General features: G+C 55.1%; 24 protein-coding genes and 2 pseudogenes. 10 read left to right on the plus strand and 16 right to left on the minus strand.

Annotation, left to right across the window (positions count from 1 at the left end; all coding sequences use genetic code 11):
• Positions 1–97: 97 nt before the first annotated feature.
• Positions 98–1282, minus strand: coding sequence for a nitrate regulatory protein NasR (nasR, locus tag BFV64_RS13040; protein WP_059373521.1), 1185 nt, complete (start codon positions 1280–1282; stop codon positions 98–100).
• 72 nt (positions 1283–1354) lie between these two features.
• Here nasR and BFV64_RS13045 point away from each other — a divergent pair, with 72 nt between their 5' ends.
• The 3 genes from BFV64_RS13045 (at position 1355) to BFV64_RS13055 (ending at position 4050) form a co-directional block, all read left to right on the plus strand.
• A complete protein-coding gene (locus BFV64_RS13045) occupies positions 1355–1708 on the plus strand; it encodes a DsrE/DsrF/TusD sulfur relay family protein (protein ID WP_059373523.1) in 354 nt (117 codons plus the stop codon).
• A 106-nt stretch (positions 1709–1814) separates the two neighbouring features.
• Positions 1815–3599: a methyl-accepting chemotaxis protein gene (locus BFV64_RS13050; RefSeq protein WP_014884188.1), complete on the plus strand. Its 1785-nt coding sequence runs from the start codon at positions 1815–1817 to the stop codon at positions 3597–3599.
• Positions 3600–3810: 211 nt separating this feature from the next.
• Positions 3811–4050, plus strand: coding sequence for a DUF1883 domain-containing protein (locus tag BFV64_RS13055; RefSeq protein ID WP_045135486.1), 240 nt, complete (start codon positions 3811–3813; stop codon positions 4048–4050).
• A 30-nt stretch (positions 4051–4080) separates the two neighbouring features.
• On the opposite strand, the gene BFV64_RS13060 is transcribed toward BFV64_RS13055, so the two are convergent.
• Together BFV64_RS13060 and chaB are read right to left on the minus strand one after the other, a co-directional pair.
• Positions 4081–4776: a gamma-glutamylcyclotransferase gene (locus BFV64_RS13060; protein ID WP_023330588.1), complete on the minus strand. Its 696-nt coding sequence runs from the start codon at positions 4774–4776 to the stop codon at positions 4081–4083.
• Between the two features lie 179 nt (positions 4777–4955).
• Positions 4956–5186: a putative cation transport regulator ChaB gene (gene chaB, locus BFV64_RS13065; RefSeq protein ID WP_014884191.1), complete on the minus strand. Its 231-nt coding sequence runs from the start codon at positions 5184–5186 to the stop codon at positions 4956–4958.
• A 269-nt stretch (positions 5187–5455) separates the two neighbouring features.
• On the opposite strand from chaB, the gene chaA reads away from it, so the two are divergent.
• Complete coding sequence (gene chaA, locus BFV64_RS13070) at positions 5456–6556, plus strand: sodium-potassium/proton antiporter ChaA (RefSeq protein WP_014884192.1); 1101 nt, start codon at positions 5456–5458, stop codon at positions 6554–6556.
• 115 nt (positions 6557–6671) lie between these two features.
• Here the strand turns inward: chaA and kdsA are convergent, their stop codons facing one another.
• From kdsA to hemA, 6 genes and pseudogenes are all read right to left on the minus strand, one after another.
• On the minus strand, positions 6672–7526 hold the full coding sequence (kdsA, locus tag BFV64_RS13075; RefSeq protein WP_014884193.1) for a 3-deoxy-8-phosphooctulonate synthase: 855 nt from the start codon (positions 7524–7526) through the stop codon (positions 6672–6674).
• Positions 7527–7562: 36 nt separating this feature from the next.
• Positions 7563–8372, minus strand: a complete 810-nt coding sequence (gene sirB1 / locus BFV64_RS13080) for an invasion regulator SirB1 (protein ID WP_008499515.1) — start codon at positions 8370–8372, stop codon at positions 7563–7565.
• A gap of 35 nt (positions 8373–8407) precedes the next feature.
• Positions 8408–8497 (minus strand): annotated as a pseudogene (locus BFV64_RS25920) (siroheme synthase); the annotation flags it as partial.
• 8 nt (positions 8498–8505) lie between these two features.
• Positions 8506–9336 carry a peptide chain release factor N(5)-glutamine methyltransferase gene (prmC, locus tag BFV64_RS13085; protein ID WP_014884194.1) on the minus strand — a complete coding sequence of 277 codons (831 nt, stop codon included), beginning with the start codon at positions 9334–9336 and terminating at the stop codon, positions 8506–8508.
• Positions 9336–10418 carry a peptide chain release factor 1 gene (prfA, locus tag BFV64_RS13090; protein WP_014884195.1) on the minus strand — a complete coding sequence of 361 codons (1083 nt, stop codon included), beginning with the start codon at positions 10416–10418 and terminating at the stop codon, positions 9336–9338. Before prfA ends, prmC begins: the two co-directional genes overlap by 1 nt.
• Before the next feature lie 41 nt (positions 10419–10459).
• A complete protein-coding gene (gene hemA / locus BFV64_RS13095; protein WP_069602170.1) occupies positions 10460–11716 on the minus strand; it encodes a glutamyl-tRNA reductase in 1257 nt (418 codons plus the stop codon).
• A 201-nt stretch (positions 11717–11917) separates the two neighbouring features.
• On the opposite strand from hemA, the gene lolB reads away from it, so the two are divergent.
• The 4 genes from lolB to dauA all read left to right on the plus strand — a co-directional run bounded on the left by lolB (position 11918) and on the right by dauA (position 16272).
• The gene (lolB, locus tag BFV64_RS13100; RefSeq protein ID WP_045281217.1) at positions 11918–12529 is read left to right on the plus strand and encodes a lipoprotein insertase outer membrane protein LolB; all 612 of its coding nucleotides are present in this window, start codon (positions 11918–11920) and stop codon (positions 12527–12529) included.
• Positions 12526–13395: a 4-(cytidine 5'-diphospho)-2-C-methyl-D-erythritol kinase gene (ispE, locus tag BFV64_RS13105; RefSeq protein WP_045281216.1), complete on the plus strand. Its 870-nt coding sequence runs from the start codon at positions 12526–12528 to the stop codon at positions 13393–13395. Before lolB ends, ispE begins: the two co-directional genes overlap by 4 nt.
• Positions 13396–13520: 125 nt before the next feature.
• The gene (gene prs / locus BFV64_RS13110; protein ID WP_003856663.1) at positions 13521–14468 is read left to right on the plus strand and encodes a ribose-phosphate diphosphokinase; all 948 of its coding nucleotides are present in this window, start codon (positions 13521–13523) and stop codon (positions 14466–14468) included.
• A gap of 124 nt (positions 14469–14592) precedes the next feature.
• Complete coding sequence (gene dauA, locus BFV64_RS13115) at positions 14593–16272, plus strand: C4-dicarboxylic acid transporter DauA (RefSeq protein WP_069602171.1); 1680 nt, start codon at positions 14593–14595, stop codon at positions 16270–16272.
• Here the strand turns inward: dauA and BFV64_RS13120 are convergent.
• Together BFV64_RS13120 and ychH are read right to left on the minus strand one after the other, a co-directional pair.
• A pseudogene (locus BFV64_RS13120) lies at positions 16258–17309 on the minus strand (MerR family transcriptional regulator). The gene dauA and the pseudogene BFV64_RS13120 overlap by 15 nt on opposite strands.
• Before the next feature lie 120 nt (positions 17310–17429).
• Entirely contained in the window at positions 17430–17705 is a 276-nt protein-coding gene (ychH, locus tag BFV64_RS13125) for a stress-induced protein YchH (protein ID WP_008499505.1), read from the minus strand.
• Positions 17706–17979: 274 nt separating this feature from the next.
• On the opposite strand from ychH, the gene pth reads away from it, so the two are divergent.
• The gene (gene pth / locus BFV64_RS13130) at positions 17980–18564 is read left to right on the plus strand and encodes an aminoacyl-tRNA hydrolase (RefSeq protein ID WP_069602172.1); all 585 of its coding nucleotides are present in this window, start codon (positions 17980–17982) and stop codon (positions 18562–18564) included.
• Between the two features lie 126 nt (positions 18565–18690).
• A complete protein-coding gene (gene ychF / locus BFV64_RS13135) occupies positions 18691–19785 on the plus strand; it encodes a redox-regulated ATPase YchF (RefSeq protein WP_023312134.1) in 1095 nt (364 codons plus the stop codon).
• A gap of 54 nt (positions 19786–19839) precedes the next feature.
• On the opposite strand, the gene BFV64_RS13140 is transcribed toward ychF, so the two are convergent.
• The 5 genes from BFV64_RS13140 to BFV64_RS13155 form a co-directional block, all read right to left on the minus strand.
• Positions 19840–20133: a YciI family protein gene (locus BFV64_RS13140; protein WP_045281214.1), complete on the minus strand. Its 294-nt coding sequence runs from the start codon at positions 20131–20133 to the stop codon at positions 19840–19842.
• A gap of 99 nt (positions 20134–20232) precedes the next feature.
• Entirely contained in the window at positions 20233–20598 is a 366-nt protein-coding gene (locus BFV64_RS24285; RefSeq protein WP_071890869.1) for a hypothetical protein, read from the minus strand.
• Positions 20599–20881: 283 nt separating this feature from the next.
• On the minus strand, positions 20882–21109 hold the full coding sequence (locus BFV64_RS13145) for a hypothetical protein (protein WP_032636254.1): 228 nt from the start codon (positions 21107–21109) through the stop codon (positions 20882–20884).
• 503 nt (positions 21110–21612) lie between these two features.
• Positions 21613–21873, minus strand: a complete 261-nt coding sequence (locus BFV64_RS13150; protein ID WP_014884203.1) for a hypothetical protein — start codon at positions 21871–21873, stop codon at positions 21613–21615.
• On the minus strand, positions 21870–26249 hold the full coding sequence (locus BFV64_RS13155; protein WP_069602173.1) for an RHS repeat-associated core domain-containing protein: 4380 nt from the start codon (positions 26247–26249) through the stop codon (positions 21870–21872). The genes BFV64_RS13150 and BFV64_RS13155 overlap by 4 nt, the downstream gene beginning before the upstream one ends.

Below are 26249 nucleotides of genomic sequence, written 5' to 3' on the forward strand. Positions count from 1 at the left end.
AATGCCAGGTTTGAACACCCTGTTTCAGGGCCGACAGCCGGGTTTTGCTCGCCATTACGCACCCCAATCAGGCACAACATGCCCACTGATTGTGCAGCTACTCCTTTGGGGTTATCTGCCACACGCTTTTCACCGTAAGCAGCGCCCGGGCGATATCCACCATGCGCTGATTCTTGTCCATCGCCATTTTGCGCAGCGTTGTCCAAGCCTGCTCCTCACTCATATTCTGGTGGGTCATCAGCACGCTTTTTGCTTTATCAATGGTTTTTCGCTCCTCAAGCGTATCGCGCAGCGACGCAAGCTGACGGGAGAGTTGCTCAATCTCGCGCGCCTGCTGGCGAACCAGAGGCAGCAGGGGTTTATCCGGGTAATGCGCCAGCGGGTCCTCTAGTTCATCTGCGGGATGGGGATAGACCTCGTCACGCTGAATCCGCTCATCCACCGCGACCATCAGATCGGCGATGATTGTCTCCTCCAGCGCGCGCAGATGCTCCAGCCGCGCCGTCTGCAGCGCAAACCACGCCAGCGCGGTATGGCCATTATCCGCGGCAGGCTGGCGGGTACAGGCCACGCGCCGGAGTTGCTCCGTCTCACGGTCGGGCTGGCAGTTGAGGGAGAAAGTGGCCTGAACGTCAGCCTGACTGTGGGAGAGGAAGATCTCAAAGCAGGCTTGCTGCCCGTCAATGCGATCTACCAGTCTCTGGCGGGTAACGTCATCAAAAAAACCCTGCGTGAAGCCTATCGCCCCCAGGGCCCGCTCTTGTCCCGCCAGCTCTTTCCCCTGCATCAGGCTGTAAAGGGCGACACACCGGCCCGCGATTTGCGGATCGTCAATGCTGTCATTGAGTTGCGGCACGATACTGAGCAGATGGCGAAGCATGCGGGAGTAATGTTCCATGGCCTGCGGGGCCGTCAGGGTTTGTTGACTTACCCCGTCACGCAGCGCGGGAAGTGTGTCCAGCGTATGCAGTGCATTACCGATACGTTCGCAGACGGCGCTCCCCGGGAGGAGGGACTGCTTGCCAAGTATCGTATTCAGCGCAGCAAGATTTTCGTCTACCAGTGCCCGGCTGGCTTTGCATTCAGGCGCGTAGAGCTTACCCTGTGAACAGAGCCAGACGTTGGATGCCCCGCGCTCGCACTGTAGCATATGTACCAGTTGGCTAATGCCGTGCACCAGCACGTTCAGCTCTGCCAGCTTGCTGAGCTGCTCCCGGCGCATCAGCCTCGCGCGCTGAAGCCATTCGGTTGCACCTGGCGAAATGCCAGCCATTAATGTCATGCTTACTCTCCCGGACAGCGAAACTCCGGAGAATTAAGCAATATTCGTGCCTTTATAAGAACAGGAGTCAACATGCAGAAGATTGTGATCGTCGCCAACGGGGCGGCCTACGGCAGCGAATCTCTTTTTAACAGCCTGCGTCTGGCCATTACGTTACGTGAAAAAGAGAGCGACCTGGCATTACAGATTTTTTTAATGTCGGATGCTGTCACCGCCGGGCTGAAGGGCCAAAAGCCGGCAGAAGGCTATAACATTCAGCAGATGCTGGAGATCCTGACCGCGCAAAATGTGCCGGTGAAACTGTGCAAGACCTGTACCGACGGACGCGGGATTACCACTCTGCCGCTGATAGAGGGCGTAGAAATCGGGACGCTGGTTGAGCTGGCCGAATGGACGCTGACCGCAGATAAAGTATTAACTTTTTAATAATAATCCCGTAAAAATATTATTTTCTTATGGACGCGGTTTCAGCATCAAGTTTACCTGCGGGGTTGCCGATAGGCATGGAAACAACACAGCAGGTATTTCACTTATGTTCAGATCGATTCGCGCACGTATTATCGCCACGACGACAGGTTGCCTTGTCGTCGCCCTTCTTCTCAATACCGTTATTAACTTCCAGGTCACGCGCCAGGATAACCAGCAGTCACAGCGCGATATATTGACCAGTACCAGCGCCAGCCACAACATGGCGATTGCCGACTGGGCCAAAAGCAAAATGACGGTGATTACCTCCGCACAAAGCGTCGCGCTGGCTGACGACCCGGTTCCGGTGTTTAAACAACTGGCGCAGGCGGGGGGATTCACTAACGTCTATGTGGGTTATGCGAGCAAGACGGCGAAGTTTTCTGAACCTGCGGGTGTCCCGGCGGATTATGATCCGACCATTCGTCCCTGGTATCAGCAGGTGGTGAGCACGGACGGCCCGGTAGTGACGGCACCCTATGTTGATGCCGGTACCGGAAAGCTGGTGGTGACGTTTGCTGTACCGGTGAAAGAAAATGGCGTCCTGAAAGCGGTGGTGGCGGGCGATGTCGCCATGGATAGCGTCGTGGCAAACGTGCGCGGCATCCACCCAACACCCGCCAGCAGCGGGCTGCTCCTGAACAGTGACGGTACCGTGATTGCCGCCAACGATCCGGCTTTGACCCTGAAGCCGTTTGCCGAGACGATCAAAGGGATCGACTTTGCGGCGCTGAAGCGCGGTAATCCGGTCGACGGAACCCTGAATGATGTAGACAAAACCTTCATTGCCTCAGCCGTGCCGGGCACAAACTGGCTGCTGGTCGTCGCGCTCGACAACAGCGATGCCACCTCCGGCATGCGTTCCCTGCTGAAAGCGTCGGCGATTTCGCTGGTGATCCTGGCACTCCTGAGCGGCGCCATTGTTCACGTCCTGATTGCCCGTCTGCTGAAACGCTTGTCTGACATTCGTGATGCGATGCATAACATTGCCAACGGGACCAACGATCTGTCCCAGCGTTTGCCGGACAGCGGCAATGATGAAGTGGCGCAAATTGCGCAGGCCTTTAATGCCTTCAGCGACAAGCTTTCCGTCGTGATGGTACAACTCCGTGACGCCAGCGCGTCGGTGAAAAATGCCGCGCAGGAAATTGCGGCTGGCAACCAGGATCTTTCCGGGCGTACCGAGCAGGCGGCGTCCAGCCTTCGCGAGACCGCCAGCGCGGTGGAGCAGATCACCGCCTCCGTCACGCAATCGAATGAATCGGCAGCGGAAGCGAACGATCAGGCAAGCAAAGCCTCTGCGGCTGCCGCGCGCGGTGGTGAAGTGGTTTCTCAGGCCATCAGCACGATGCAGTCCATCGAAGTGGCGTCCGCAAAAATTGGTGATATCACCAGCGTCATCGACGGTATCGCCTTCCAGACCAACATTCTGGCGCTGAACGCCTCCGTCGAGGCGGCGCGTGCCGGTGAGCAGGGCCGCGGATTTGCCGTGGTAGCCGGGGAGGTGCGTAACCTCGCCAGTCGTAGCGCCCAGGCGGCGAAAGAGATCAAATCCCTGATTGATTCCACCACCGATAGCGTGGCGACTGGTTCGCGCTATGTGCATCTGGCCGGTGAAAGCATGGATGAGATCCGCTCCAGCATCGGCAGCGTCTCCGGTATCATGCGCGAAATCTCCATCGCCACCAGCGAACAGATGAAAGGCATCCATGAGATTAACCATGCGGTGACCCATCTCGACAGAATGGTGCAGCAGAACGCCGAGCTGGTGGTGCAGTCCGCCGCCGCCGCGGGAGCCCTGCAGAGCCAGGCGGGCGACCTTGCTGAAACGGCCGGCCATTTCCGCATTTAATGTTCCCCCGGCGCGCGTTTCGCGGGTAAAACGCGCGCCAGCCTAACTTTTGAGGAATTTTGTCATTTTTGTTTAATCGTTATGCCATTTTTTGATCAAAATCAGCATCCCGACTCTCCCCCTTTGGTGTTATGCAACGAGTGAATTGTGAACAACATCACGCTCGGATATGGCTGCAGGGAGAGCGTTGTTTAAGACTACGGGGTAAAAAATGGCACGGGTAAAAACAAGTTTGAAACTGTTCGGCGGGGATACGGTAGTGGTGCGTTGCTCAGAACGCTGCCGCATACATCTCATGAGTTCAAAAGCGCAAAAGCAATCCCAGGCGGATATTCTGACCGTGCAGGATGATAAAGCGTGGCTTACCGTGCCGTATACCGGCACATGGGATGTGCTGATCGACAGCCACAGTCAGTCGCTGGAGCATTCCGTCAGCTACGTGGCAGCATAAGAGTAAACGCCCGGCCAGCCGGGCGTATTATCAGGCAAAACCCGGTCGCAGCGTACTGTTGACAGGGTTCCCTTCCAGCAGCGCCCTCACCTTTACCACCAGCTCATTCAGACAATCGTCCTTCATACCGAGGCGGGTCAGCTCCTGATCGAGGGAGAAGAGATACTGCGCGTTGGTGCCCAGCGGCCCGCTGGCGGCGGCAATTAACGGGGCGATGACCTGCGTGCGGGTATCCGCTTCATACAGCGGATGGCGTGGATCCATAATAAACACCAGCGCATTGACGGTACGTCCATCGTCAAGCTCCAGCTTGCACCAGCTCGGCATATAGCAGCCGGTGATCATCTCGCGCTTCCAGAGCAGCGTCAGCTCCTCTTCGAGCGTGGCATCCGGGAGGCGATACGCCACGCCCGTGGTGCGTCCGCCCTCTTTCAGTGCAAGCATGCGACCAGGCTGACACGCACTGCCGCGTCCGGCCGTCAGGCGCAGACAAAATGCGCGGTGCCAGCCAGGCAGCGTTCCCGTTGCCGATTCGACAAATTCCAGTGCCGGGTTCCACATCAGCGAACCGTAGCCAAAAATCCATACCGGGCCATCATCCGGGCGGCAGGCAAGCGTGGCAGCAAGCGACGCCGCACGTTGTTCAGCTGACCAGAGAAGCGATTCCTCAATAGCACCAAATGCCGTCTTACAATCTGCCTTCATTAAGAAATCACGCGTTAACACTTTACACCTCCGCCACTGCATGCTTCCTTGCGACATCTGTAATGCGCCTTCCCGGCATTTTTTTCTCTGGTCATTTTGCCAGCAGTGAAATAACGATAAGCAATTAGCGGACCAGTTGCAATACAACGGAAGTTCAACCGCCTGAAAAGTCAAAATGAAGGCAGCGAATTATTTCACGGCTATTTCTTTTTATGCCATTTATCATCGTCTCCTTTCTCGTAGTCATGTTTAACTGCGGCCCAGGCGACCTTATGCGCCGTCTCTTCCCGGCTGGCATCATCCCGGCGATCGTCTTTATCTTTGTACTGATCCCAGGCACTGTTAAACGCTTCCTTGTAGATATCCTGCGCGTGTTCAGGCAGGACATTTTTCACGTTATCAGGTAATTCGCGTTTCGTTTTGTAGGGCATCACTAATCTCTCTTTTCGGTAAAGAGATAAGTGTGGACGACGATATGCCATGGTGCCACCCAACAATAATTAATGAGTAAATTAAAATTATAATTCGTTGTTATTTAATGTTTATTTATGAGAGATATGGCATTATAGACATCAAAGATGAAAAGCATTACAAAAGGTAAAATTAAGTAAAAAATAGAAGGTATTTAACAGATTTCTGTTAATTTAATCTCCTTAAAATCTATCTATAATTACAAGCACCTGCATTGATGGAGAAGCACATGACAGCAACACACGAGGCGGTAAAGACCCGCCACAAGGAGACGTCACTCATTTTCCCGGTTCTGGCACTGGCTGTGCTGCTCTTCTGGGGAAGCAGTCAGTCACTGCCAGTGGTGGTTGGTATCAATATTCTTGCCCTGGTCGGTATTTTAACCAGCGCATTTAGCGTCGTTCGCCATGCGGACGTATTAGCCCACCGTCTGGGCGAGCCGTACGGTTCGTTAATTCTCAGTCTTTCCGTTGTTATTCTCGAAGTCAGCCTGATTTCCGCGCTTATGGCGACCGGCGATGCTGCCCCGACGCTGATGCGCGATACCCTCTACTCCATCATTATGATTGTGACAGGCGGCCTGGTGGGCTTCTCGCTGTTACTGGGCGGACGTAAATTTGCGACCCAGTACATGAACCTGTTTGGCATTAAACAGTACCTGATTGCCCTCTTCCCGCTGGCAATTATCGTGCTGGTCTTCCCGATGGCGCTGCCAGGCGCAAACTTCTCCACCGGTCAGGCGCTGCTGGTCGCGCTGATTTCCGCAGCCATGTACGGCGTGTTCCTGCTGATTCAGACCAAAACGCACCAGAGCCTGTTTGTATACGAACATGAAGATGACGGCGACGACGATGACCCGCACCACGGTAAGCCGTCTGCACACAGCAGCGTGTGGCACACGGTTTGGCTGATCGTGCATCTGATTGCGGTCATTGCGGTCACCAAAATGAATGCCAACCCGCTGGAGACGCTGTTGACCGAGCTGAACGCCCCGGTGGCCTTTACCGGTTTCCTGGTGGCGCTGCTGATCCTGTCCCCTGAAGGACTGGGGGCGCTGAAAGCGGTGTTGAACAATCAGGTGCAGCGTGCAATGAACCTGTTCTTCGGCTCCGTGCTGGCGACCATATCACTCACCGTACCGGTGGTGACGCTGATTGCCTTTATGACGGGGAACGAACTGCAGTTTGCGCTGGGCGCGCCGGAGATGATTGTGATGGTGGCCTCGCTGCTGCTGTGCCAGATCTCCTTCTCCACCGGACGCACCAACGTGCTGAACGGCGCGGCACATATGGCGCTGTTTGTGGCGTACCTGATGACGATATTTGCCTAGCCTCTTTGCCCAGCGGCGCTTCGCTTGCAGTGCCTACAGGTTTTGTAGGCCGGGTAAGCGCAGCGCCACCCGACAATATGTCCTATAAAAAAACCCGCCGAAGCGGGTTTTTTTATTAGTTGCTGGTATCCAGCTCGTCGAAGTTCTTCACCAGATCGTCAATCGCTTTGATCTGCTTCAGGAACGGCTCCAGCTTATCCAGCGGCAGTGCGGAAGGACCATCGCATTTCGCGTTAGCCGGATCCGGGTGCGCTTCAATGAACAGACCCGCCAGACCCGTTGCCATACCGGCGCGCGCCAGCTCGGTTACCTGCGCGCGACGACCGCCAGACGCGGCACCAAACGGGTCACGGCACTGCAGGGCGTGAGTCACGTCGAAGATCACCGGAGACTGGTTAGAGACGTTCTTCATCACGCTGAAGCCCAGCATATCCACGACCAGGTTGTCATAACCGAAGTTTGCACCACGGTCGCACAGGATAACCTTGTCATTGCCGCCTTCGATAAACTTGTCGACAATGTTCCCCATCTGGCCAGGGCTCACGAACTGTGGTTTTTTCACGTTGATGACCGCGCCGGTTTTCGCCATCGCTTCCACCAGGTCCGTCTGACGGGCCAGGAATGCCGGAAGCTGGATCACGTCTACCACGTCCGCTACAGGCTGTGCCTGCCAGGACTCATGCACGTCGGTGATCACTTTCACGCCAAACGTCTGTTTCAGCTCCTGGAAAATCTTCATGCCCTCTTCCAGGCCCGGGCCACGGTAAGAGTGAATGGAGGAGCGGTTGGCTTTGTCAAAAGAGGCCTTAAACACGTACGGGATGCCCAGCTTCTGGGTCACGGTCACGTAGTGCTCGCAGATACGCATGGCGAGATCGCGGGATTCCAGCACGTTCATACCGCCAAACAGCACGAACGGCAGGTCGTTTGCTACCTTGATATCACCAATGCTAACCACTTTTTGTTTCATAGGATCGCCTTATTCAGGTGTGAATCGGAATTAAGATTAATGCAGTGTAATTTGTTTGTGCGAGATCGCGTTGATCTGCGCGCGAATCATTTCGCTAATCGGATCTTCCGGGCACTGCTCAACGAAATAGCTCAGATCGTTCAGCGCAACGTGTTCGCAGTCGAGCTGGGCATAGATAAGCCCGCGGTCGCGAATTTCGTAGGGATCTTCCGGATTAAACTGCAGCAGCACTTCGCTGGCACGCAAGGCCAGCTCCATCTGACGCTCTTCCATCAGCGCTGATTTCAGCGTATCCAGCAGCTTGCGGATTACTTCGGCGTTATCGGCCTCGTCGAGATCTTCGTTAAAGAGCTCGGCGACCGGGCTGATGTTGCCTTTCAGCCAGACGTCCAGCGTATGCTCATCCAGCGTATCGCCGTTAAACGGATTAATGAGCCACATCTCGCCGTCCAGCCACTCCGCCCGCAGGATCATCTGCGTCGGGAAAATGACCGGCACCAGTGGAATATCAAGACGGTGCGCGACCCACAGCAAAATAGAGCCCAGCGCAACGGCGCTGCCCTGACGGTTTTTTAAGACCTGGTCCAGCCATAATGCGTCAGACAGGCGATACACGCCACGCGTGTCGCAGAAACCCCATTCGCCGTAGAAAAGCTCAAGCAGCTTCTCTAATTGCCAGTCCTGCGGGCGCGCCTGATTGATCTCTTCACGCGCCAGGCTGACCAGATTCTCCAGTTCATCGTAAACGTACTGCGACGTAAAATCGTCGCGTATCATCTCCGAAATCAGGATCATGCCATCGCAAAGCGGCACTTTATTAAATTCGAAATCGGCTAAGGACTTCATGACTTACCCCAGTAACGCCCGAACGTACAGCTACCCCCGGGCGCGATAAAACTCAAAACAATGTAGATGATAACGCCAAACCGCCTTTCAGTCAGCCTTACGCCTTTATCAGTAAATGGCAGATAGCCTTGCTTCACGCCCACTGGCCTAGCGTCAACCGTTCATTACCGCCGTAGTCGCGGCAGGTTTCCACTGCGGTATAACCCGCTTGCGTAAACAGCGCACGTACGGCTTCCCCCTGCGTCCAGCCATGTTCCACCAGCAGCCAGCCGCCGGGAAGTAAATGTTGCCGTGACGTTGTCACTATGTGATCAAGATCGGCTAACCCTGCGTTAGCCGCAACCAGCGCCGTCAATGGCTCGAAACGAACATCGCCCTGCGCAAGGTGCGGGTCGTGTTCGTCAATATACGGCGGGTTACTGACGATCATCTCGAACGAGCGAGTCTCCAGCGCGCTAAACCAGCTGCTTTGCAGCACGGTCACGTTAGTCAGCCCAAGACGCGCCACGTTACGCTGCGCCAAGGTCACCGCGTCAGGCATCACATCCACTGCTGTCACATCGCAATCCGGACGCTCGCTGGCAAGCGCCAGCGCGATAGCACCCGTTCCTGTTCCGAGATCGAGAATGCGGCTGGCCGCAGCCGGCAAACGCGCCAGCGCCTGCTCCACCAGACATTCGGTATCCGGGCGTGGAATCAGCGTTGCCGCTGAGACATAAAGCGGGAGCGACCAGAACTCACGTTCACCGACAAGATGCGCCACCGGCTCACCGTTTTTACGGCGGGCAAGCAGCGTAGCGAGCTGCGCTTGCTGCTCAGCGGTCAATGGCGTCTCACCGAATGCCAGCAGATACGTACGGGCTTTACCCGTTACATGCTCCAGCAAAATTTCGGCGTCGCGTTTTGGGCTTTCGCTTGCGGAAAGCTCACCGGCGGCCTCACGTAACCAGCGCTGAAAATCCATTATTCCTGCTCGGACAGCGCCGCCAGCTGGTCGGCCTGGTATTCCTGCACGATAGGCTCAATCAGCATATCCAGCTTCCCTTCCATCACCTCGTCCAGACGGTAAAGCGTCAGGTTAATGCGGTGGTCGGTCACGCGGCCCTGCGGGAAGTTGTAGGTACGGTTACGGTCGCTGCGATCGCCGCTGCCCAGCAGGTTACGACGCGTCGATGCTTCCGCCTGCTGGCGTTTCGCCATTTCGGCCGCGTGGATACGCGCACCCAGCACGGACAAGGCTTTGGCTTTGTTTTTATGCTGCGAACGCTCGTCCTGACACTCCACCACAATACCGGTTGGCAGGTGAGTAATACGGATAGCGGAATCGGTGGTGTTAACGTGCTGGCCGCCCGCACCAGAGGAGCGGAAAGTGTCGATGCGCAGGTCCGCCGGGTTGATGTCCGGCAGTTCCGCTTCCGGCAGCTCTGGCATCACCGCCACTGTACAGGCAGAGGTATGAATACGCCCCTGAGATTCCGTAGCAGGCACGCGCTGCACGCGATGACCGCCAGATTCAAACTTCAGACGACCATACACGCCGTCGCCGCTGATCTTGGCGATAACCTCTTTATAGCCACCATGCTCGCCGTCGTTAGCGCTCATGATTTCCACGCGCCAGCGACGCGATTCAGCGTAGCGGCTGTACATGCGGAACAGATCCCCGGCAAACAGCGCCGCTTCGTCACCGCCGGTACCGGCGCGGACTTCCACAAACGCGTTACGCTCGTCGTCCGGATCTTTTGGCAGCAGCAGCACCTGAAGCTGTTGCTCCATCTCTTCAGAACGCGCTTTCGCATCCTGTAACTCTTCCTGCGCCATCTCGCGCATTTCAGGATCGTCGAGCATCATCTGCGCGGTTTCGATGTCTTCCTGAACCTGTCGCCAGTCGGTAAAGCATTTAGAAACATCACTTAACTGCGCGTACTCACGCGAGAGTGCGCGAAAACGTTCCTGGTCCGCAATGGTCCCGGCATCCCCGAGCAGCGCCTGGACTTCTTCATGGCGCTCGTGCAGAGCTTCCAGTTTAGCGACGATAGAAGGCTTCATAGGCGTAAGTGCACCTTGTCTTAGAAAATGGGTATAGGGCGCTATTCCAGCCCGAGGCTGTTGCGCAGAATAGTCAGGCGTTCATCATCCCCGTCACGGGCAGCCTGTTGAAGAGATTTGGTTGGTGCATGGATCAGGCGGTTGGTCAGTTTCCACGCCAGATCCTGCATAATGGCCTGTGCGTCGCCGCCCTGTTCAAGGGCCGCTAACGCTTTGGCAGTCAGGTCATCACGCACCTGCTCCGCCTGCCCGCGATACTCGCGGATGGTCTCGCTGACGCTTTGCGCGCGCAGCCAGGCCATAAACTCGCTGGTTTCCTGCTCAACAATGGTTTCCGCCTGTACCGCCGCCGCTTTACGCTGAGCGAGGTTGTGCGAAATGATGCTTTGCAGGTCGTCAACGCTGTAAAGATAGGCGTTCGCCAGTTTACTGACTTCCGGTTCAACATCACGCGGGACGGCGATATCCACCAGCAGCATCGGCTGATTTCGACGCGACTTCAGCGCGCGTTCCACCATCCCTTTACCGATGATTGGCAGCGGGCTGGCGGTAGAACTGATAATAATGTCCGCCTCTTTCAGACGTTCATCGATGTCGCTCAGCGCAACCACTTCTGCGCCCACCTCATCCGCCAGAACCTGCGCACGTTCGCGGGTGCGGTTCGCGATAATCATCTTTTTCACTTTATGCTCGCGCAGATGGCGCGCCACAAGTTCGATGGTTTCGCCCGCGCCCACCAGCATCACGGTGACGGTGGAAAGGGACTCAAAGATTTGACGTGCAAGGGTGCAGGCTGCGAAAGCAACAGAAACCGCACTGGCACCAATGTCGGTTTCGGTTCGCACACGCTTCGCCACGGAGAACGACTTCTGGAACATACGCTCCAGTTCACTGGCCTTCAAATGCCCTTTTTGCGAATCCGCAAAGGCTTTTTTCACCTGACCGAGAATCTGCGGCTCGCCCAGCACCAGTGAATCCAGACCGCTGGCGACGCGCATCAGATGGCTGACCGCATCATTGTCCTGATGCCAGTACAGGCTATTACGCAGCTCGTCTTCGTTGAGATTGTGGTAGTCACATAACCAGCGGATCAGCGCTTCATGCAGATTATCCTGCTCTTCCACGCTTAAATATAGCTCGGTACGGTTGCACGTCGAGAGCACCACACCCCCTTGCACCATGGGTTGGGCAAGCAGGCTGTCCAGCGCCAGGTCAAGCGTATCCGGCGAAAACGTAACGCGTTCTCGCAGCGAAACCGGGGCCGTTTTGTGGTTAATACCGAGTGCTAATAGGGTCATGTTGAGCGGGAGTAGTACCAGCGTTAATAAGGTTAGCAGGACGCATCATACAGGATGCGCGAGATCAATAAAAGAGACCGCCTCCTTTCGGAGTAATAGCTTACGCATTGCTTTGAGATAATTTGAACGTAGACGGTGGGACTGCGGGACGCTAGCATTAACAGTTATAACTGCAACGTATCTCAAGGATTTGTCCTCATTATGACCCGACTGATTCGCCTGCTGCCTCTGGCGGCACTGGTTCTGACCGCATGTACTGTCACCCAACCAAAAGGCCCGGGCAAAAGCCCTGATTCACCGCAGTGGCGTCAGCACCAGCAGGACGTCCGCAATTTGAGCCAGTATCAGACCCGCGGCGCCTTCGCCTATCTCTCTGATGAACAAAAAGTGTATGCGCGTTTCTTCTGGCAGCAAACCGGGCAGGACAACTATCGCCTGCTGCTGCTGAACCCGCTCGGCAGCACCGAACTGGAGCTTATCGCCAAACCGGGCGAAGCGCAGATCACCGACAATAAAGGCCAGCACTACACCGCGACCGATGCCGAAGAGATGATTGGCAAGCTGACCGGGATGCCGATCCCGCTGAACAGCCTGCGCCAGTGGATCCTCGGCCTGCCGGGTGACGCCACCGACTACACCCTGGACGATCGGTACCGTCTGAGCCAGGTCAACTACACCCAGAATGGCAAAACCTGGAAAGTGGTATACAACGACTATGACAGCAAGAGTAAACCATCGCTGCCATCAAATATGGAGCTGACACAGGGCAGCCAGCGCATCAAGCTCAAAATGGATAACTGGATCGTTAAATGATGACCCACTGGCCTTCTCCGGCAAAACTGAACCTGTTTTTATATATCACCGGTCAGCGTGCTGACGGCTACCATACCCTGCAAACGCTGTTTCAGTTTATTGACTATGGCGACACGATCGCCATTGAGCCGCGTCAGGACGGGCAGATTTGTCTCCTGACACCGGTCGAAGGCGTGGCGCATGAAGACAACCTGATTGTGCGTGCCGCGCGCCTGCTGATGAAAGCGGCAGCGGAGTCGGGGCGGCTGCCCGCGGGAATCGGTGCGGACATCAGTATAGAGAAGCGCCTGCCGATGGGCGGCGGTCTGGGCGGCGGCTCATCTAACGCCGCCACGGTGCTGGTTGCCCTGAATCACCTCTGGGGCAGCGGGCTGTCGCAGGACGAACTGGCCGCCCTGGGCTTGACACTGGGCGCGGATGTTCCGGTGTTTGTTCGCGGTCATGCGGCCTTTGCCGAGGGCGTGGGGGAAATCCTCTCCCCGGTCAACCCGCCGGAAAAATGGTATCTGGTTGCTCACCCCGGCGTGAGCATTCCGACCCCGGTCATCTTTAAAGATCCTGACCTGAAAAGAAATACCCCGATTCGGTCAATAGAAACGTTATTAAATTGTGAATTCAGCAACGATTGCGAGGATATCGCAAGAAAACGTTTTCGCGAGGTTGATGCGGTGCTTTCCTGGCTGTTAGAATACGCGCCGTCGCGCCTGACTGGTACAGGGGCCTGTGTCTTTGCTGAATTTGACACCGAATCCGCCGCTCGTCAGGTGCTTGAGCAAGCGCCGGATTGGCTGCATGGTTTTGTAGCGCGTGGGATGAACATCTCCCCCCTACAGCAGGCCATTCTGGCGCAGACTGAGTTTCGGTGACAACGTCACCCTGTTCCAGACGTTGCATCGCGCTCTTTAATACACCGCCTGGATAGCCTTCGCCTGGCCCGCACAGTTTGCGGCGAACGCTATCCACCACTGGACGCATGCCTGAGGTTCTTCTCGTGCCTGATATGAAGCTTTTTGCTGGTAACGCCACCCCGGAACTAGCACAACGTATTGCCAACCGCCTGTACACTTCCCTCGGCGACGCCGCTGTAGGTCGCTTTAGCGACGGCGAAGTCAGCGTACAAATTAACGAAAATGTACGCGGTGGTGATATTTTCATCATCCAGTCCACCTGTGCTCCAACGAATGACAACCTGATGGAACTGGTTGTTATGGTCGACGCCCTGCGTCGCGCTTCCGCAGGCCGTATCACTGCTGTAATCCCTTACTTCGGCTATGCCCGTCAGGACCGTCGCGTCCGTTCCGCGCGTGTGCCAATTACCGCTAAAGTCGTTGCTGATTTCCTCTCCAGCGTCGGCGTTGACCGCGTACTGACCGTTGACCTGCACGCAGAGCAGATCCAGGGCTTCTTCGACGTCCCGGTTGATAACGTATTCGGCAGCCCAATCCTGCTGGAAGACATGCTGCAGCTGAACCTGGACAACCCGATCGTGGTTTCTCCGGACATCGGCGGCGTGGTACGTGCCCGTGCTATCGCTAAGCTGCTGAACGATACCGACATGGCGATCATCGACAAACGTCGTCCTCGCGCTAACGTTTCTCAGGTGATGCACATCATCGGTGACGTTGCTGGCCGCGACTGCGTGCTGGTTGACGATATGATCGATACCGGTGGCACGCTGTGTAAAGCCGCTGAAGCGCTGAAAGAACGTGGTGCGAAACGCGTATTTGCTTACGCAACTCACCCGATCTTCTCCGGTAATGCGGTAAACAACCTGCGTAACTCCGTCATTGACGAAGTTGTGGTATGCGATACCATTCCACTGAGCGACGAGATCAAGGCACTGCCAAACGTGCGTACCTTGACCCTGTCCGGGATGCTGGCCGAAGCGATTCGTCGTATCAGCAACGAAGAATCCATCTCTGCAATGTTCGAACACTAATCGAACACGGCCGAAAAACCCGCTGCGGCGGGTTTTTTTGTCTTTAGGTTTTATTTGTATGATTAATGCCTCCTTCACCTGCCATTCATATGACAGATGATGCGCACTCGGATGATAGATAATTGTGAAAAACGTAGCCTCCTCACATGTTCTGCCCTTTCGCGCCCTCATCGACGCTTGCTGGAAAGAGAAGTACACCTCGTCACGTTTTGTCCGTGACCTGATTGCCGGGATCACCGTCGGCATTATCGCCATACCGCTGGCGATGGCGCTGGCGATTGGTAGCGGCGTTGCACCACAGTACGGCCTCTACACCTCGGCCGTTGCCGGGATTGTCATCGCCCTGACCGGTGGTTCACGCTTCAGCGTCTCTGGCCCGACCGCCGCTTTTGTGGTGATCCTCTACCCGGTTTCGCAACAGTTTGGTCTTGCAGGCCTGCTGGTTGCCACCCTGATGTCAGGCCTGTTTTTGATTCTCTTTGGCCTGGCCCGCTTTGGCCGCCTGATTGAGTACATTCCCCTTTCCGTCACGCTCGGGTTCACCTCAGGGATCGGGATCACCATCGGAACCATGCAGATCAAAGATTTTCTCGGTCTGCAGATGCCTCACGTACCGGAACATTATCTGCAAAAAGTGGGCGCGCTGTTTATGGCACTGCCTACGGCCAACCTGGGCGACGCCGCCATCGGGATTGTGACGCTGGGTACGCTGATCGTCTGGCCTCGTTTAGGGATTCGTCTGCCGGGTCACCTTCCCGCGCTGCTGCTGGGTTGCGCAGTAATGGCAATCGTCAATATGTTCGGTGGTCATGTCGCGACGATCGGCTCGCAGTTCCAATATGTGCTGGCGGACGGTTCTCAGGGTAGCGGCATTCCGCAACTGTTACCGCAACTGGTACTGCCGTGGGACATGCCTGGCTCCAGCTTTACCTTAAGCTGGGATTCCCTGCGCGCCTTGCTTCCCGCCGCATTCTCTATGGCAATGCTGGGGGCCATTGAATCGCTGCTCTGTGCCGTCGTGCTCGACGGCATGACCGGCACCAAACATAAAGCCAACAGCGAACTGGTCGGTCAGGGGTTAGGCAATCTCATCGCCCCGTTCTTTGGCGGTATTACCGCAACGGCAGCCATCGCCCGTTCAGCGGCGAACGTGCGCGCGGGAGCAACCTCCCCCGTTTCGGCGGTTATCCACTCCGTGCTGGTGATCCTCGCTCTGCTGATCCTTGCCCCGCTGCTCTCCTGGCTGCCGCTTTCCGCTATGGCCGCGCTGCTGCTGATGGTGGCCTGGAATATGAGTGAGGCGCATAAGGTGGTCAACCTGCTGCGTCGTGCACCAAAAGACGACATCATCGTAATGTTGATCTGTATGTCGCTGACGGTTCTGTTCGATATGGTTATCGCCATCAGCGTCGGGATCGTGCTGGCTTCCCTGCTGTTTATGCGCCGCATTGCACAGATGACGCGCCTTTCGCCGGTCAACGTAGAGGTGCCTGATGATGTGCTGGTGCTGCGCGTAATTGGCCCGCTGTTCTTCGCCGCGGCGGAAGGCCTGTTCAGCGAACTGGAAACCCGCATCGCTGGCAAACGGATTGTGGTATTGAAATGGGATGCCGTACCGGTACTGGATGCCGGTGGCCTGGACGCCTTCCAGCGCTTCGTACAACGTCTGCCGGAAGGCTGCGAGCTGCGGGTGAGTAACCTGGAATTCCAGCCGCTGCGCACCATGGCGCGCGCGGGCGTACAGCCGATCCCTGGCCGACTCTCTTTCTACCCTAACCGGGAAGCGGCGTTAGCGGATCTGTGATTCACCTGATGCGGTGAAACGTCTCTGCATCATTATCCCGATGGCCTGCTGGAGCCATGCAAGCACAGCAGGCGACATCCATGTTCCTTTCATCAGCTGCGGCTCCTGCTGCATGGCCGCGCGAAACTTTTGCTGGGTTTCCGGGTTTGTTCCCGCATACGACTGGAATAACGCCAGCCAGTTTTCAGCCAGCTTTTGCGCCTCCTCACAGGCAGGATCGATACTTTTCCGCTGCGCCTGATGCAGTTTCGCCACCAGCGGCGGCCACTCCATCATGCGGTCAAAGTAGTGTGCCCTGGTAAAGGCCATCTCTTCGGCGGTGAGATACTTCTCCCATATGTTGAGCTTAGATTCAGCAAACGCCCGGGTAATGTACTCCGTCATCTCCGGCGTGATGCCAGTCTGCGCCTGCATTTGCGGCTCAACGCTGTGCATTTCGTTCAGCCGGGTAAGAAACTCCGGCTTGCCCGCCGTGTCCTGCTCCAGGCGTTCCATCCAGCGCGTCGCCAGCTCCATGGCTCGCGCATCCGTAACGGGGATATGTTGCTCCAGAAGTATGTTGGCCTCTGTAACCAGCCCTGACCAGATAGCCGCCAGTGCCTCCTTCTGCACCGCAAACGGCAGCTTCTGTAACTCTTCTTTGCTAAACCAGCGATCGTACATATTCATTAACTCCAGCGTCTGTAGCCAGGATTCCAGATCCGGCGTCGCATCGTCGCGAAGCCCGGTGCGCAGTTCCACCAGCCGGTCGCGCAGCGTATGTATGCTGCAAAGCTGTTTATCCAACAGCGTGATTTGCGCATCGAGTAAAACGACAGCGACGCCTGTTCCAGAAAATCCCTGATTTCAGCAAGTTCCAGCCCCGCTTTTGCCAGCGTCTGGATCATGTGCAGACGCTGGACATCTGCCAGGTTGTAAAGCCGGTAACCTGCCGCACTTCTGGCAGAAGGCAGCAACAACCCTGTTTGCTCATAGTGATGCAATGTCCGCACGGTGATCCCGGCCCGTTTCGCAAGCTCACCCACCTGAATCAACATAATTGCTCCTTTTTACTTTGCCAGTGCACACACTCTGGAGCCTTACGTTACGTGAGGGTCAATACTACATGCAAAAAAAAACGACTCCCTTGGGAGTCGTTCGGTGTTCTTTATCAGGTACTAGCTGTGCTTATGCTGATCCCTGCGACAACGTTTATCATAATGGCGCACCCACCAGTATTTATCGCAGACTTCCTCATGTCCGCTCACGCGCGCCCCGGCAAGCCACAATACTGCACCGAGGAAAATGCTCAGTACCGCGCCATGCGCGAAGTATTGCGGGAGATCAAGCTGCGGCAATTGGTTTAAAATTGAATAACCCACGCCGACAACCATCACGAACAGCCCCAACCCCATCAGCACGTTACCGAGTAACGAAGCGTTTTTGCGTTTCATGTGTCACCTCCGGAACTTTGGGTTGTCAGGGGAAAAGCCCCTAATCCTTGTGTGTAAAGTATAGACAACGCCCCTTTTATGAGTTGCGTGAATGATCACATTTACGGATAACTCCCAAACAAAAGTTTACAAATAAGGCGTTGAACAGCTTGAAATTCTAATTGTTCAGATGAGTAATTATTCGACTTTCGCCGTGACGATTGCAGAATTTTGTCAAGCGGCGCGCCAGACAGTAAACTACGCGCCAGATCTGGAACCCATTAGGAATTGAATCGTGACGATTAAACTGATTGTCGGCCTCGCCAACCCGGGCGCAGAATATGCGGCCACTCGCCACAATGCCGGGGTATGGTATGTTGATCTGCTGGCCGAGCGGTTGCGTGCTCCCCTGCGCGAAGAACCTAAATTCTTCGGCTATACCTCACGTATCAACCTTGCTGGCGCAGATGTGCGCCTGCTGGTACCCACCACCTTTATGAACCTGAGCGGTAAAGCCGTGGCGGCAATGGCAACGTTTTATCGCATCAATCCGGATGAAATTCTGGTGGCTCACGATGAGCTGGACCTCCCACCCGGCGTGGCAAAATTCAAACTGGGCGGCGGGCACGGGGGCCATAACGGTCTGAAAGATATTATCAGCAAGCTGGGCAATAACCCGAATTTCCACCGTTTGCGCGTAGGAATCGGCCATCCGGGCGATAAAAACAAAGTTGTTGGTTTTGTGTTAGGTAAGCCCCCGGTTTCTGAGCAGAAACTGATTGACGAGGCGGTAGACGAAGCGGTGCGCTGCACTGAAATCTGGCTGAAAGATGGCTTAACCAAAGCGACAAACCGCCTGCACGCTTTCAAAGCGCAATAATCCGCCCGATACGGCTTTTTTACCGCGCGTGATGCGGGTTACGTGTATAATAGGCAGAGTTATTTACTTTTCATCAATCGGTTATCGTTAACGGATTGATTATCAAGATATTAAGGTGATTTAGAAATGGGATTCAAATGCGGTATCGTCGGTCTGCCAAACGTGGGCAAATCCACCCTGTTTAACGCGCTTACCAAAGCGGGTATCGAAGCGGCGAACTTCCCGTTCTGTACCATCGAACCGAACACCGGCGTTGTGCCAATGCCCGACCCGCGTCTGGACCAGCTCGCGGAGATCGTGAAGCCACAGCGCATTCTGCCGACCACCATGGAGTTCGTTGACATCGCGGGCCTGGTAAAAGGCGCCTCCAAAGGTGAAGGTCTGGGTAACCAGTTCCTGACCAACATTCGTGAAACCGAAGCGATCGGCCACGTTGTGCGCTGCTTCGAGAACGACAACATCATCCACGTCAACAACAAAGTGGATCCGGCTGACGACATCGAGGTCATCAACACCGAGCTGGCGCTCTCTGACCTCGACACCTGCGAACGCGCGATTCACCGCGTGCAGAAGAAAGCCAAAGGCGGCGATAAAGACGCGAAAGCGGAACTGGCTGCGCTGGAAAAATGTCTGCCACAGCTGGAAAACGCGGGCATGCTGCGCGCGCTGAAAAACCTGACGGAAGAAGACAAGGCGGCGATCAAATACCTGAGCTTCCTGACCCTGAAGCCAACCATGTACATCGCCAACGTTAATGAAGACGGTTTCGAGAACAACCCGTATCTGGACAAAGTGCGTGAAATCGCCGCGGCGGAAGGTTCTGTCGTTGTCGCGGTATGCGCTGCCGTTGAATCTGATATCGCCGAGCTGGACGACGCTGACCGTGAAGAGTTCATGGCCGAGCTGGGTCTGGAAGAGCCGGGTCTGAACCGCGTAATTCGCGCAGGCTATGAGCTGCTGAACCTGCAGACCTACTTCACTGCGGGCGTGAAAGAAGTGCGTGCGTGGACGATCCCTGTAGGTGCGACCGCGCCTCAGGCGGCCGGTAAGATCCACACCGACTTCGAGAAAGGCTTTATTCGTGCGCAGACTATCGCGTTTGAAGACTTCATCACCTACAAGGGTGAGCAAGGCGCGAAAGAAGCAGGCAAGATGCGTGCGGAAGGGAAAGATTACATTGTTAAAGATGGCGATGTGATGAACTTCCTGTTTAACGTCTGATTCGTCTTGGATGAAAAAAATCCACGCCCTGGCGTGGATTTTTTTATTGCGGGGTTAAAACACATTTTCTAATAGTTCTGTTTTCATGCTGGGTTCAAAGGGAATGATCTCAACAGTCGCAAGCTTTAACCTCTGAAAAGGATCCTCGCGCAAGCGCTCTTCCAGAAAGGCAAGACTCTCAGATTTTGCAAGAATGACGCCACCGTTTCTTGGGATCCGTCTACCGGACGCCAGGAAAATCCCCTCTGAATACCCCTTTTTTAGCCACTCAACATGAGCATGTATCGCTGCGTCAATCTCTTTGAGTGGTTTGATATAGGTTAAAATGACAATGTAAACCGTGCTCATCCTTTGCCTCTTAGCTCTGTTTTAAACCGCTTGTTGGAACTGCTTATGCAGCCCTCTTTTGCCACCGGTTATTGTTATCATTTTCTGGCGCTTTTGATGTTAATACGCAGGGCCAGATAGAGACAACGCGTTACGCTTCATACCCCAGGAATAAAACCAATCATGCCAGCCGTTTTGCTTTTCCGCATAGCTACAGACTACAACCACTTCTTTTGACCGGTTGAATGTTAAGTAATAGAAAGCCGCACCTTCAGGAGGTGCAGACCAAAATAGTTTTTCGCCCTGAGCACTGAAAATGGTCAAAACGGTTGGTAGTGGCTTTGAGTCGCTTAACGCAAAGACTAACTGACGTGTTGGGTCGACCATTGCGAGATCTAAGCAAGGTATACTTATGCGTAAGCTTCTTGTACAGCATATCCACTCGAGCACCTCTTTTTCTTTAATAAAATTGAAGTCAGCGATCATCTTAGCTCTTAATAAATATTTTCATTTAGTTTATAAGAAAATTTCAGATCATCTCGATATGTTATAGTTTGAAGCCCGAAATATTATATAAAGCGTCACTTACCAAAGCGTTCTGGAGATGCCTAAGAGATTTGACAACTTTATTTTTGAAAACGACATCGCAATTTAATTTAGGGGTAAGTATTTTATCCGAATAATAACAAATGTTCATCTTTTCCGTACTAGATGATTTTGCTCAGCCTGTAATTATATCTTTTTAGAAGCAAGGATTTTATATCTCTAATTACGGCCCATAAAAATGCATCAATGTGTTAAGATCATCTAAATTTTGTTTAGTTGGTTTATTTTTCTCCATTTTATCATATTCATAAATTATTCCTTTCATAGGAATACCAGATTCATGATTAACCGCTATATCCAATAATAAATCAATATCAGACTGTTTTTTTAAAGTGCTCTTTAAAACTTTTTGGAGAAGTTTTTCAGCATCTTTTCTTTCTAAGAAATACATAATATATACCCCGTAACATTTCAATTAAGTAAATGAGTATCTTTACCATCTTTATATACTAGCAAAATGCAATCTTACAATGATCTGAATATTTTAAAGTTTCATACCAAATTAAGAATAGCAGGATGAGTGAGCAGATCAATTTTTAGAATCAGTTATAAACCATGCTGGCAGCAATGGCCATGAGCAGACAGTTTTAGTACTAATCTAAATCAAGAACAACAAGGACAACAAAGCCTCAAAAGGACAGTGTCTATCATCATGGTTTAGTGTAGGAAGCTGTCAAAAAATGGGACAAGACTGCTTCGAAGGTTAATTTCGTCAGCACACAGGTGGATTGATTGAAGCTGGCTTCGGTTTTAGTACATTTAGCCGGTAAATAGTAATTCTTTTGAGTTCTTTTATTAAAATTTGTCTGTCTTTGTTGTCGGCGTGAGAATTTTAAAAACAGACAAATGCTTAAATATAGTCTCGAAAAAAATATTCCTTCTTTTTGTTAAAGATCACGGCGTAATTTTTTTGATATCAAGTGCGTAATTAACAACATCATCCAATAGCTTTTCTTCCCTGAGGGAAAAGTTTGCGTATTGAGACATTGCTCTGCATGTTGACAGACTTTCAACGACTTCAAATGGAATTTTATCTCCAAAATTTATTATCTGATCATAACGAGTTTGAAAAAAATTGGCCGATTCATGTTTGCCATTGGCATTAAGTTCAAAAATTATTTGTTCAAGTGCATTTTTTAAGTTATTTAAATTCATTGCCAGGGAACCCCTAAAGTTTTAACCACCCATGCTCTTGGAAGATTGGACACCACAGCCTGGTATCCCATCCCAGGATAACCTGCCCCTTGAGCTGCAGCAGGACCTTCACTCACCCAAGTTCCCTTAGGAACTTTGAACTCTGATACATTAGTAATATTTACACCCCAATCATGGCGAATAGCTAGTTTTTCTCGCAAAACCTCCTCGGAATTATATTTTTCATTTGTAAGCCAAGAAATTTTTCTTCCTGTTCGATTATTTACACCATGATATTTATAAAAAGTCTCATCTGTTTTCAGCTGCCTATTTTTATAAACGCTTTTATCAAATGTTTCAGCAATTCCCCCAGGAAGTTGCGGCCCTGGTTTTTTTCCTGTACTGCATCTCGATAACCCCCACGGATCCACCCACCCCAGCGCATTCGGCGCATACTGGTAAAGGTTTATCCCCCCCGCCAGCCCTATCGGGTCCTGCTGCGTAAACCTTCCGCAGTCCGGGTCGTAATACCGGAACAGATTGTAGTGCAGCCCTGTCTCACGATCCAGGTATTGCCCCTGCATACGCAGGTTCTGAGAATATCCTGATACCTGCGTTTCGCTTTCCCGCAGCAGCTTGCCCCAGGCGCTGTTCACTCCTTCCCAGCGCACCTGCCCTTCGATATCCGTCATCCGCTCCGGCGTGCCGTTGGGCTGACAGTGGAACCAGAAGATTTCCGGGGCATCCACGCCGTCGATACGCGCCAGCGGATCGTAGCTGTCCTGATCGCTGTAGACGTAGGTCAGCGGCACATCCCCGTGCACTTCCTGCAGCAGGCGGAACCCCTCCCAGACAAAACGGGTAGTGACCGGCTTGCCGGTTGGCTGCCCGCCCAGCATCTGGCGACGCGTTTTGCTGATCCGTCGTCCGAGCGGATCGTAGCGGAAGTTGACCTGCGTCTGCGGTTTGTTGCGATCCCGCGGCTGGCTGATGACCTCCGTCAGGCGCTGCTCGCCGTCGTAGCGGTAGTGCCACCGGGTCTGGCCGTTATCCTTCTCCACGGTGCGGCCGTGAATGTCATAACGCCAGCGAATGCCGTTCAGCTGCGTCAGGCGGTTATGCGTGACCTTCTCAGCAGAGCCTTCCAGCGGGTTGCCAGCGGCATCCCAGCGCCACTGCTCCTGTCCGGGCAGGGAGCCGTCCTGAACCAGCAGGCGCCCAGCGCTGTCATACTGCCAGCGGTACCAGCTGAACGGATTATCGTCCCGCTCTTCCCGCACCAGGTTATTGCGGTAATCGTAATCCCAGCGGCGAGACCAGCGGCGCGGCGACGGGCGTTGGGCATTGCCAGTGAAGACATCCCGGCGATGCAGTCGACCGAGACGGTCGTACTCGCTGCGGGTGGTCAGCAGCCCCTGAGTACGGCTGGTCTCCCGGTGGAGTTCGTCGCGGGTAAAATCAGAGACCGACAGCTTATCGAGGGCAATGCCGAGCAGATGCCCGCTGCCGTAGTAGAACTGTTTCAGCTCGCGGCCATCGGGCAGCGTGACGGAGGTGCGGTTGCCCAGCGCGTCATACTCCCACGCCAGCTCGCCGTGTTCGCCCGCCTCGCGCGTCACGCGACCGAGCGCGTCATAGTCAAAGGCAAGCTCCTGCTCGGCCTCGGTGGTCCATGCGTCGGCTGAAAGCGCCGGATGCAGCCCGATCCGGCTTAATAGCCCGGATGGTGTGTAATGATAGCGGGTCTGGCCTTCCGGCGTGGTGCGGGCGACCAGCTGGCCGCTTGCACTCCAGGCGAAGGTGTAGGTGATGGCCTCCGGATGACCGGCGGCAAAGGTGCGCGCTATCGTGCGCCCGCAGGCGTCGTAGCGATACTGCGAGGCTACGCCATCAAGCCCTGTCTCTTCCAGCAGCAGCGAGTCCGCGCCCCAGCGGAACCGGTACGCTTCGCCGTTTTCGTTTTCCAGGGCAACCAGACGCCCGCGGCTGTCCCAGCGGCGGCGCACCTCTTCCCCCTGAGTATTGCGGGTGGCGGTTAAGCGCCCTGCGTCATCGTATCTGAACTCGCTTTCTTTCCCGTCAGCGCCCGCATGCTTCACCGGCAGGCCGCGCTCGTTCCATGCAAGTGACTCCGTCCAGCCTTCTGGGCGATCGAGCTGTACCGGACGTCCTGCCGCGTCGTAGCGATAGCGCGTCTCTTCGCCGTCGGCGCCAGTCTCGGCCACCAGCCAGCCGAGCGGATGATAACGGTAGCGGGTAATGCGCCCGGAACAGTCCGTCGCACGTACCATCTGCCCGGCGTCGTTATACTCCTGATAGCGGCTGTTTCCGGCGGCATCGACCTCTTCAACCACCTGACCAAACTCATCCCGGTGCAGCAGCGTGGTCTGCCCCATCGGGTCGACCACGCGCTTCAGGCCGTGATGTTCGTCGTACCAGAAACGGGTCGCGCTGCCGTCGGCTTCGATAATGGCCGCCGGAAGCGCGCGGTGCTCCAGCCAGGTGGTGGTACGGGTATTGCCGTCGGCGTCGATCTCCTGCACCCGGTTGCCCATTTCGTCGTAGACAAAGGTAACGGCATTGCCGAGGGGATCGACGCGACGGGTCAGAAGTTCGTTGTCATCCCACTCGTAGCGCCAGTTTTCACCGCGCTCGTCAACGTAACGGACAATCAGATTTTGCGCGTTCCAGTAGTGCTTACGCGTCTGGCCGTCGTAGTGCTCGACGGTCGTCAGCCCGGCGGCTAAATCATAGCTAAAGCGGCACCCGTCGCCGGTGCTGGTGCGGTTTTCCACCACGCGCCAGTGGTCGAATTTTTGCCAGCGGTATTCACTCTCCAGCCCACCAGGCAGGCGGTGCCAGACCATCAGGCCGCGGTCATTATAGCGATATTCACGCGTTACCACGCCGGAGGCATCTGTCGCGCTCGCCAGTTGGCCGCCCGCATCGTAGCGCCACTGCATCAGCGGCCAGGAACGGTTGCCGTCGAAATGGCTCGCCGACGTCACGCGCTGCGGGAAACGTTCATCTTCATAGCGCAAAGTCACATCTATTGCCCGTGGCTCGTCGTGAAGACCAACCAGCCTGCCGTGCTCATCCCACGTAGTCAGCAGCGCGTTGCCGTATTCGTCGCTGAGAGATGCCAGACGCAGAACAGCAGGGTTTGCCCGGGTTGGTTTGTACAGACGCCACACCGCACCGTCGTCATCAGCTATCGCCACGTCGCCATTTTCATTACGGCGGATAATGATGCCTTCGCTGATGCTGTAAAACGCGCGGTCGACAGGCGGCAGCTCGAAGCTCAGCTCACGCCCGGTTTCGTCGAACCAGGTGGCGTTGTTTTCTTCCAGCGTCAGATAGCTGTCAAAGGGGGTTGCCCAGCCCAGCCCGAACAGCCCTTCGCGGGTGGTCAGGCTGTTATAGCTGCGCTGCCACCGAAGCGGGAAGCGCCCCGGCAGCGAGAAATCGAGTTCATCGTCGTCATTCAGTACCTTTACGCCGGTGGCGGCGTGAACCGGATGCGAGGAGCCAAACACGGCATTCACGGCCATATCGGCCAGCATCCCGCCGCCGGCCGCCGCCAGCGCGCAGGGCATGTTTTTCAGAATCTTGCCCGGACGTCCGCGCAGCAGGGAGAGCGCAATCATCCCCAGCGCCAGTCCCGGCGTTTTACCGCTTTTGATATCGCGAACCGTAAGCGTGTCGCCGCCAATGATCACGTTCGGGGAGACATCGTCGGAAATGGTGCCTTCGCAGGTGGTGCGATCTTTCGCGCGCACTGCAGGCTGTCCGTTGATAAAGACGCTTTTGGAGCCTTCCGCCAGATACTGCGGCCCGGAGTGTTTTTCGCACGCCACCTTGTCTTCTTCAAGTGGCGAGGTCCCCGCCGCGGCAGAGGTCACGCTCGGCTGCCACATTTCGCTGCCAAATTGTCCGGCGGCGGAAAGCAGCATCCCTGCGTAATCGGCAAAACTGCCCGGAGACTGCGGTTCAGGGGAAGGGGTATCCGCAGGCGTCAGCGTTCCGGCCGCGCGCGCGGCGGGGATCGCATTCGTCAGAACGTTATTCGAACCGGTGGTAATTTTGCCCGCAGGCGACGGAGGGAAAAGCGCATTGCCCAACCCTTCCGCGGCATTGCTGATATCGTCAGTGATCCCTGCCACGTTCGCCAGCACGCCGCCGATAATCCCGCTTAACAGACAGCTGGATCCAATTGCCGCCACGCCTGCTGCCGCGGCCCCCGCCCCCAGCAGTGGCGCCGCTACGGTTGCAGCAGCGCCAACCGCCGCACCGATCACCGCATAGGCGGCACCTTCCGCCACAATGCTGGTGATGTCAGCAAAAATGCTGGAGTGAATAATCTCGTCGCCCTTACGGGCCGCGTTGTTATCGCTCAT

The sequence above is a fragment of the Enterobacter kobei genome, assembly GCF_001729765.1.
GTDB lineage: Bacteria > Pseudomonadota > Gammaproteobacteria > Enterobacterales > Enterobacteriaceae > Enterobacter > Enterobacter kobei.

What these genes read in the sequence shown, in the direction of transcription:
- nasR (WP_059373521.1), bottom strand. Translation starts at nt 1,282, where the DNA reads ATGACATTAATGGCTGGCATTTCGCCAGGTGCAACCGAATGGCTTCAG.
- BFV64_RS13045 (WP_059373523.1), top strand. Translation starts at nt 1,355, where the DNA reads ATGCAGAAGATTGTGATCGTCGCCAACGGGGCGGCCTACGGCAGCGAA.
- BFV64_RS13050 (WP_014884188.1), top strand. Translation starts at nt 1,815, where the DNA reads ATGTTCAGATCGATTCGCGCACGTATTATCGCCACGACGACAGGTTGC.
- BFV64_RS13055 (WP_045135486.1), top strand. Translation starts at nt 3,811, where the DNA reads ATGGCACGGGTAAAAACAAGTTTGAAACTGTTCGGCGGGGATACGGTA.
- chaB (WP_014884191.1), bottom strand. Translation starts at nt 5,186, where the DNA reads ATGCCCTACAAAACGAAACGCGAATTACCTGATAACGTGAAAAATGTC.
- chaA (WP_014884192.1), top strand. Translation starts at nt 5,456, where the DNA reads ATGACAGCAACACACGAGGCGGTAAAGACCCGCCACAAGGAGACGTCA.
- kdsA (WP_014884193.1), bottom strand. Translation starts at nt 7,526, where the DNA reads ATGAAACAAAAAGTGGTTAGCATTGGTGATATCAAGGTAGCAAACGAC.
- sirB1 (WP_008499515.1), bottom strand. Translation starts at nt 8,372, where the DNA reads ATGAAGTCCTTAGCCGATTTCGAATTTAATAAAGTGCCGCTTTGCGAT.
- prmC (WP_014884194.1), bottom strand. Translation starts at nt 9,336, where the DNA reads ATGGATTTTCAGCGCTGGTTACGTGAGGCCGCCGGTGAGCTTTCCGCA.
- prfA (WP_014884195.1), bottom strand. Translation starts at nt 10,418, where the DNA reads ATGAAGCCTTCTATCGTCGCTAAACTGGAAGCTCTGCACGAGCGCCAT.
- hemA (WP_069602170.1), bottom strand. Translation starts at nt 11,716, where the DNA reads ATGACCCTATTAGCACTCGGTATTAACCACAAAACGGCCCCGGTTTCG.
- lolB (WP_045281217.1), top strand. Translation starts at nt 11,918, where the DNA reads ATGACCCGACTGATTCGCCTGCTGCCTCTGGCGGCACTGGTTCTGACC.
- ispE (WP_045281216.1), top strand. Translation starts at nt 12,526, where the DNA reads ATGATGACCCACTGGCCTTCTCCGGCAAAACTGAACCTGTTTTTATAT.
- ychH (WP_008499505.1), bottom strand. Translation starts at nt 17,705, where the DNA reads ATGAAACGCAAAAACGCTTCGTTACTCGGTAACGTGCTGATGGGGTTG.
- ychF (WP_023312134.1), top strand. Translation starts at nt 18,691, where the DNA reads ATGGGATTCAAATGCGGTATCGTCGGTCTGCCAAACGTGGGCAAATCC.
- BFV64_RS13140 (WP_045281214.1), bottom strand. Translation starts at nt 20,133, where the DNA reads ATGAGCACGGTTTACATTGTCATTTTAACCTATATCAAACCACTCAAA.
- BFV64_RS24285 (WP_071890869.1), bottom strand. Translation starts at nt 20,598, where the DNA reads ATGATCGCTGACTTCAATTTTATTAAAGAAAAAGAGGTGCTCGAGTGG.
- BFV64_RS13145 (WP_032636254.1), bottom strand. Translation starts at nt 21,109, where the DNA reads ATGTATTTCTTAGAAAGAAAAGATGCTGAAAAACTTCTCCAAAAAGTT.
- BFV64_RS13150 (WP_014884203.1), bottom strand. Translation starts at nt 21,873, where the DNA reads ATGAATTTAAATAACTTAAAAAATGCACTTGAACAAATAATTTTTGAA.
- BFV64_RS13155 (WP_069602173.1), bottom strand. Translation starts at nt 26,249, where the DNA reads ATGAGCGATAACAACGCGGCCCGTAAGGGCGACGAGATTATTCACTCC.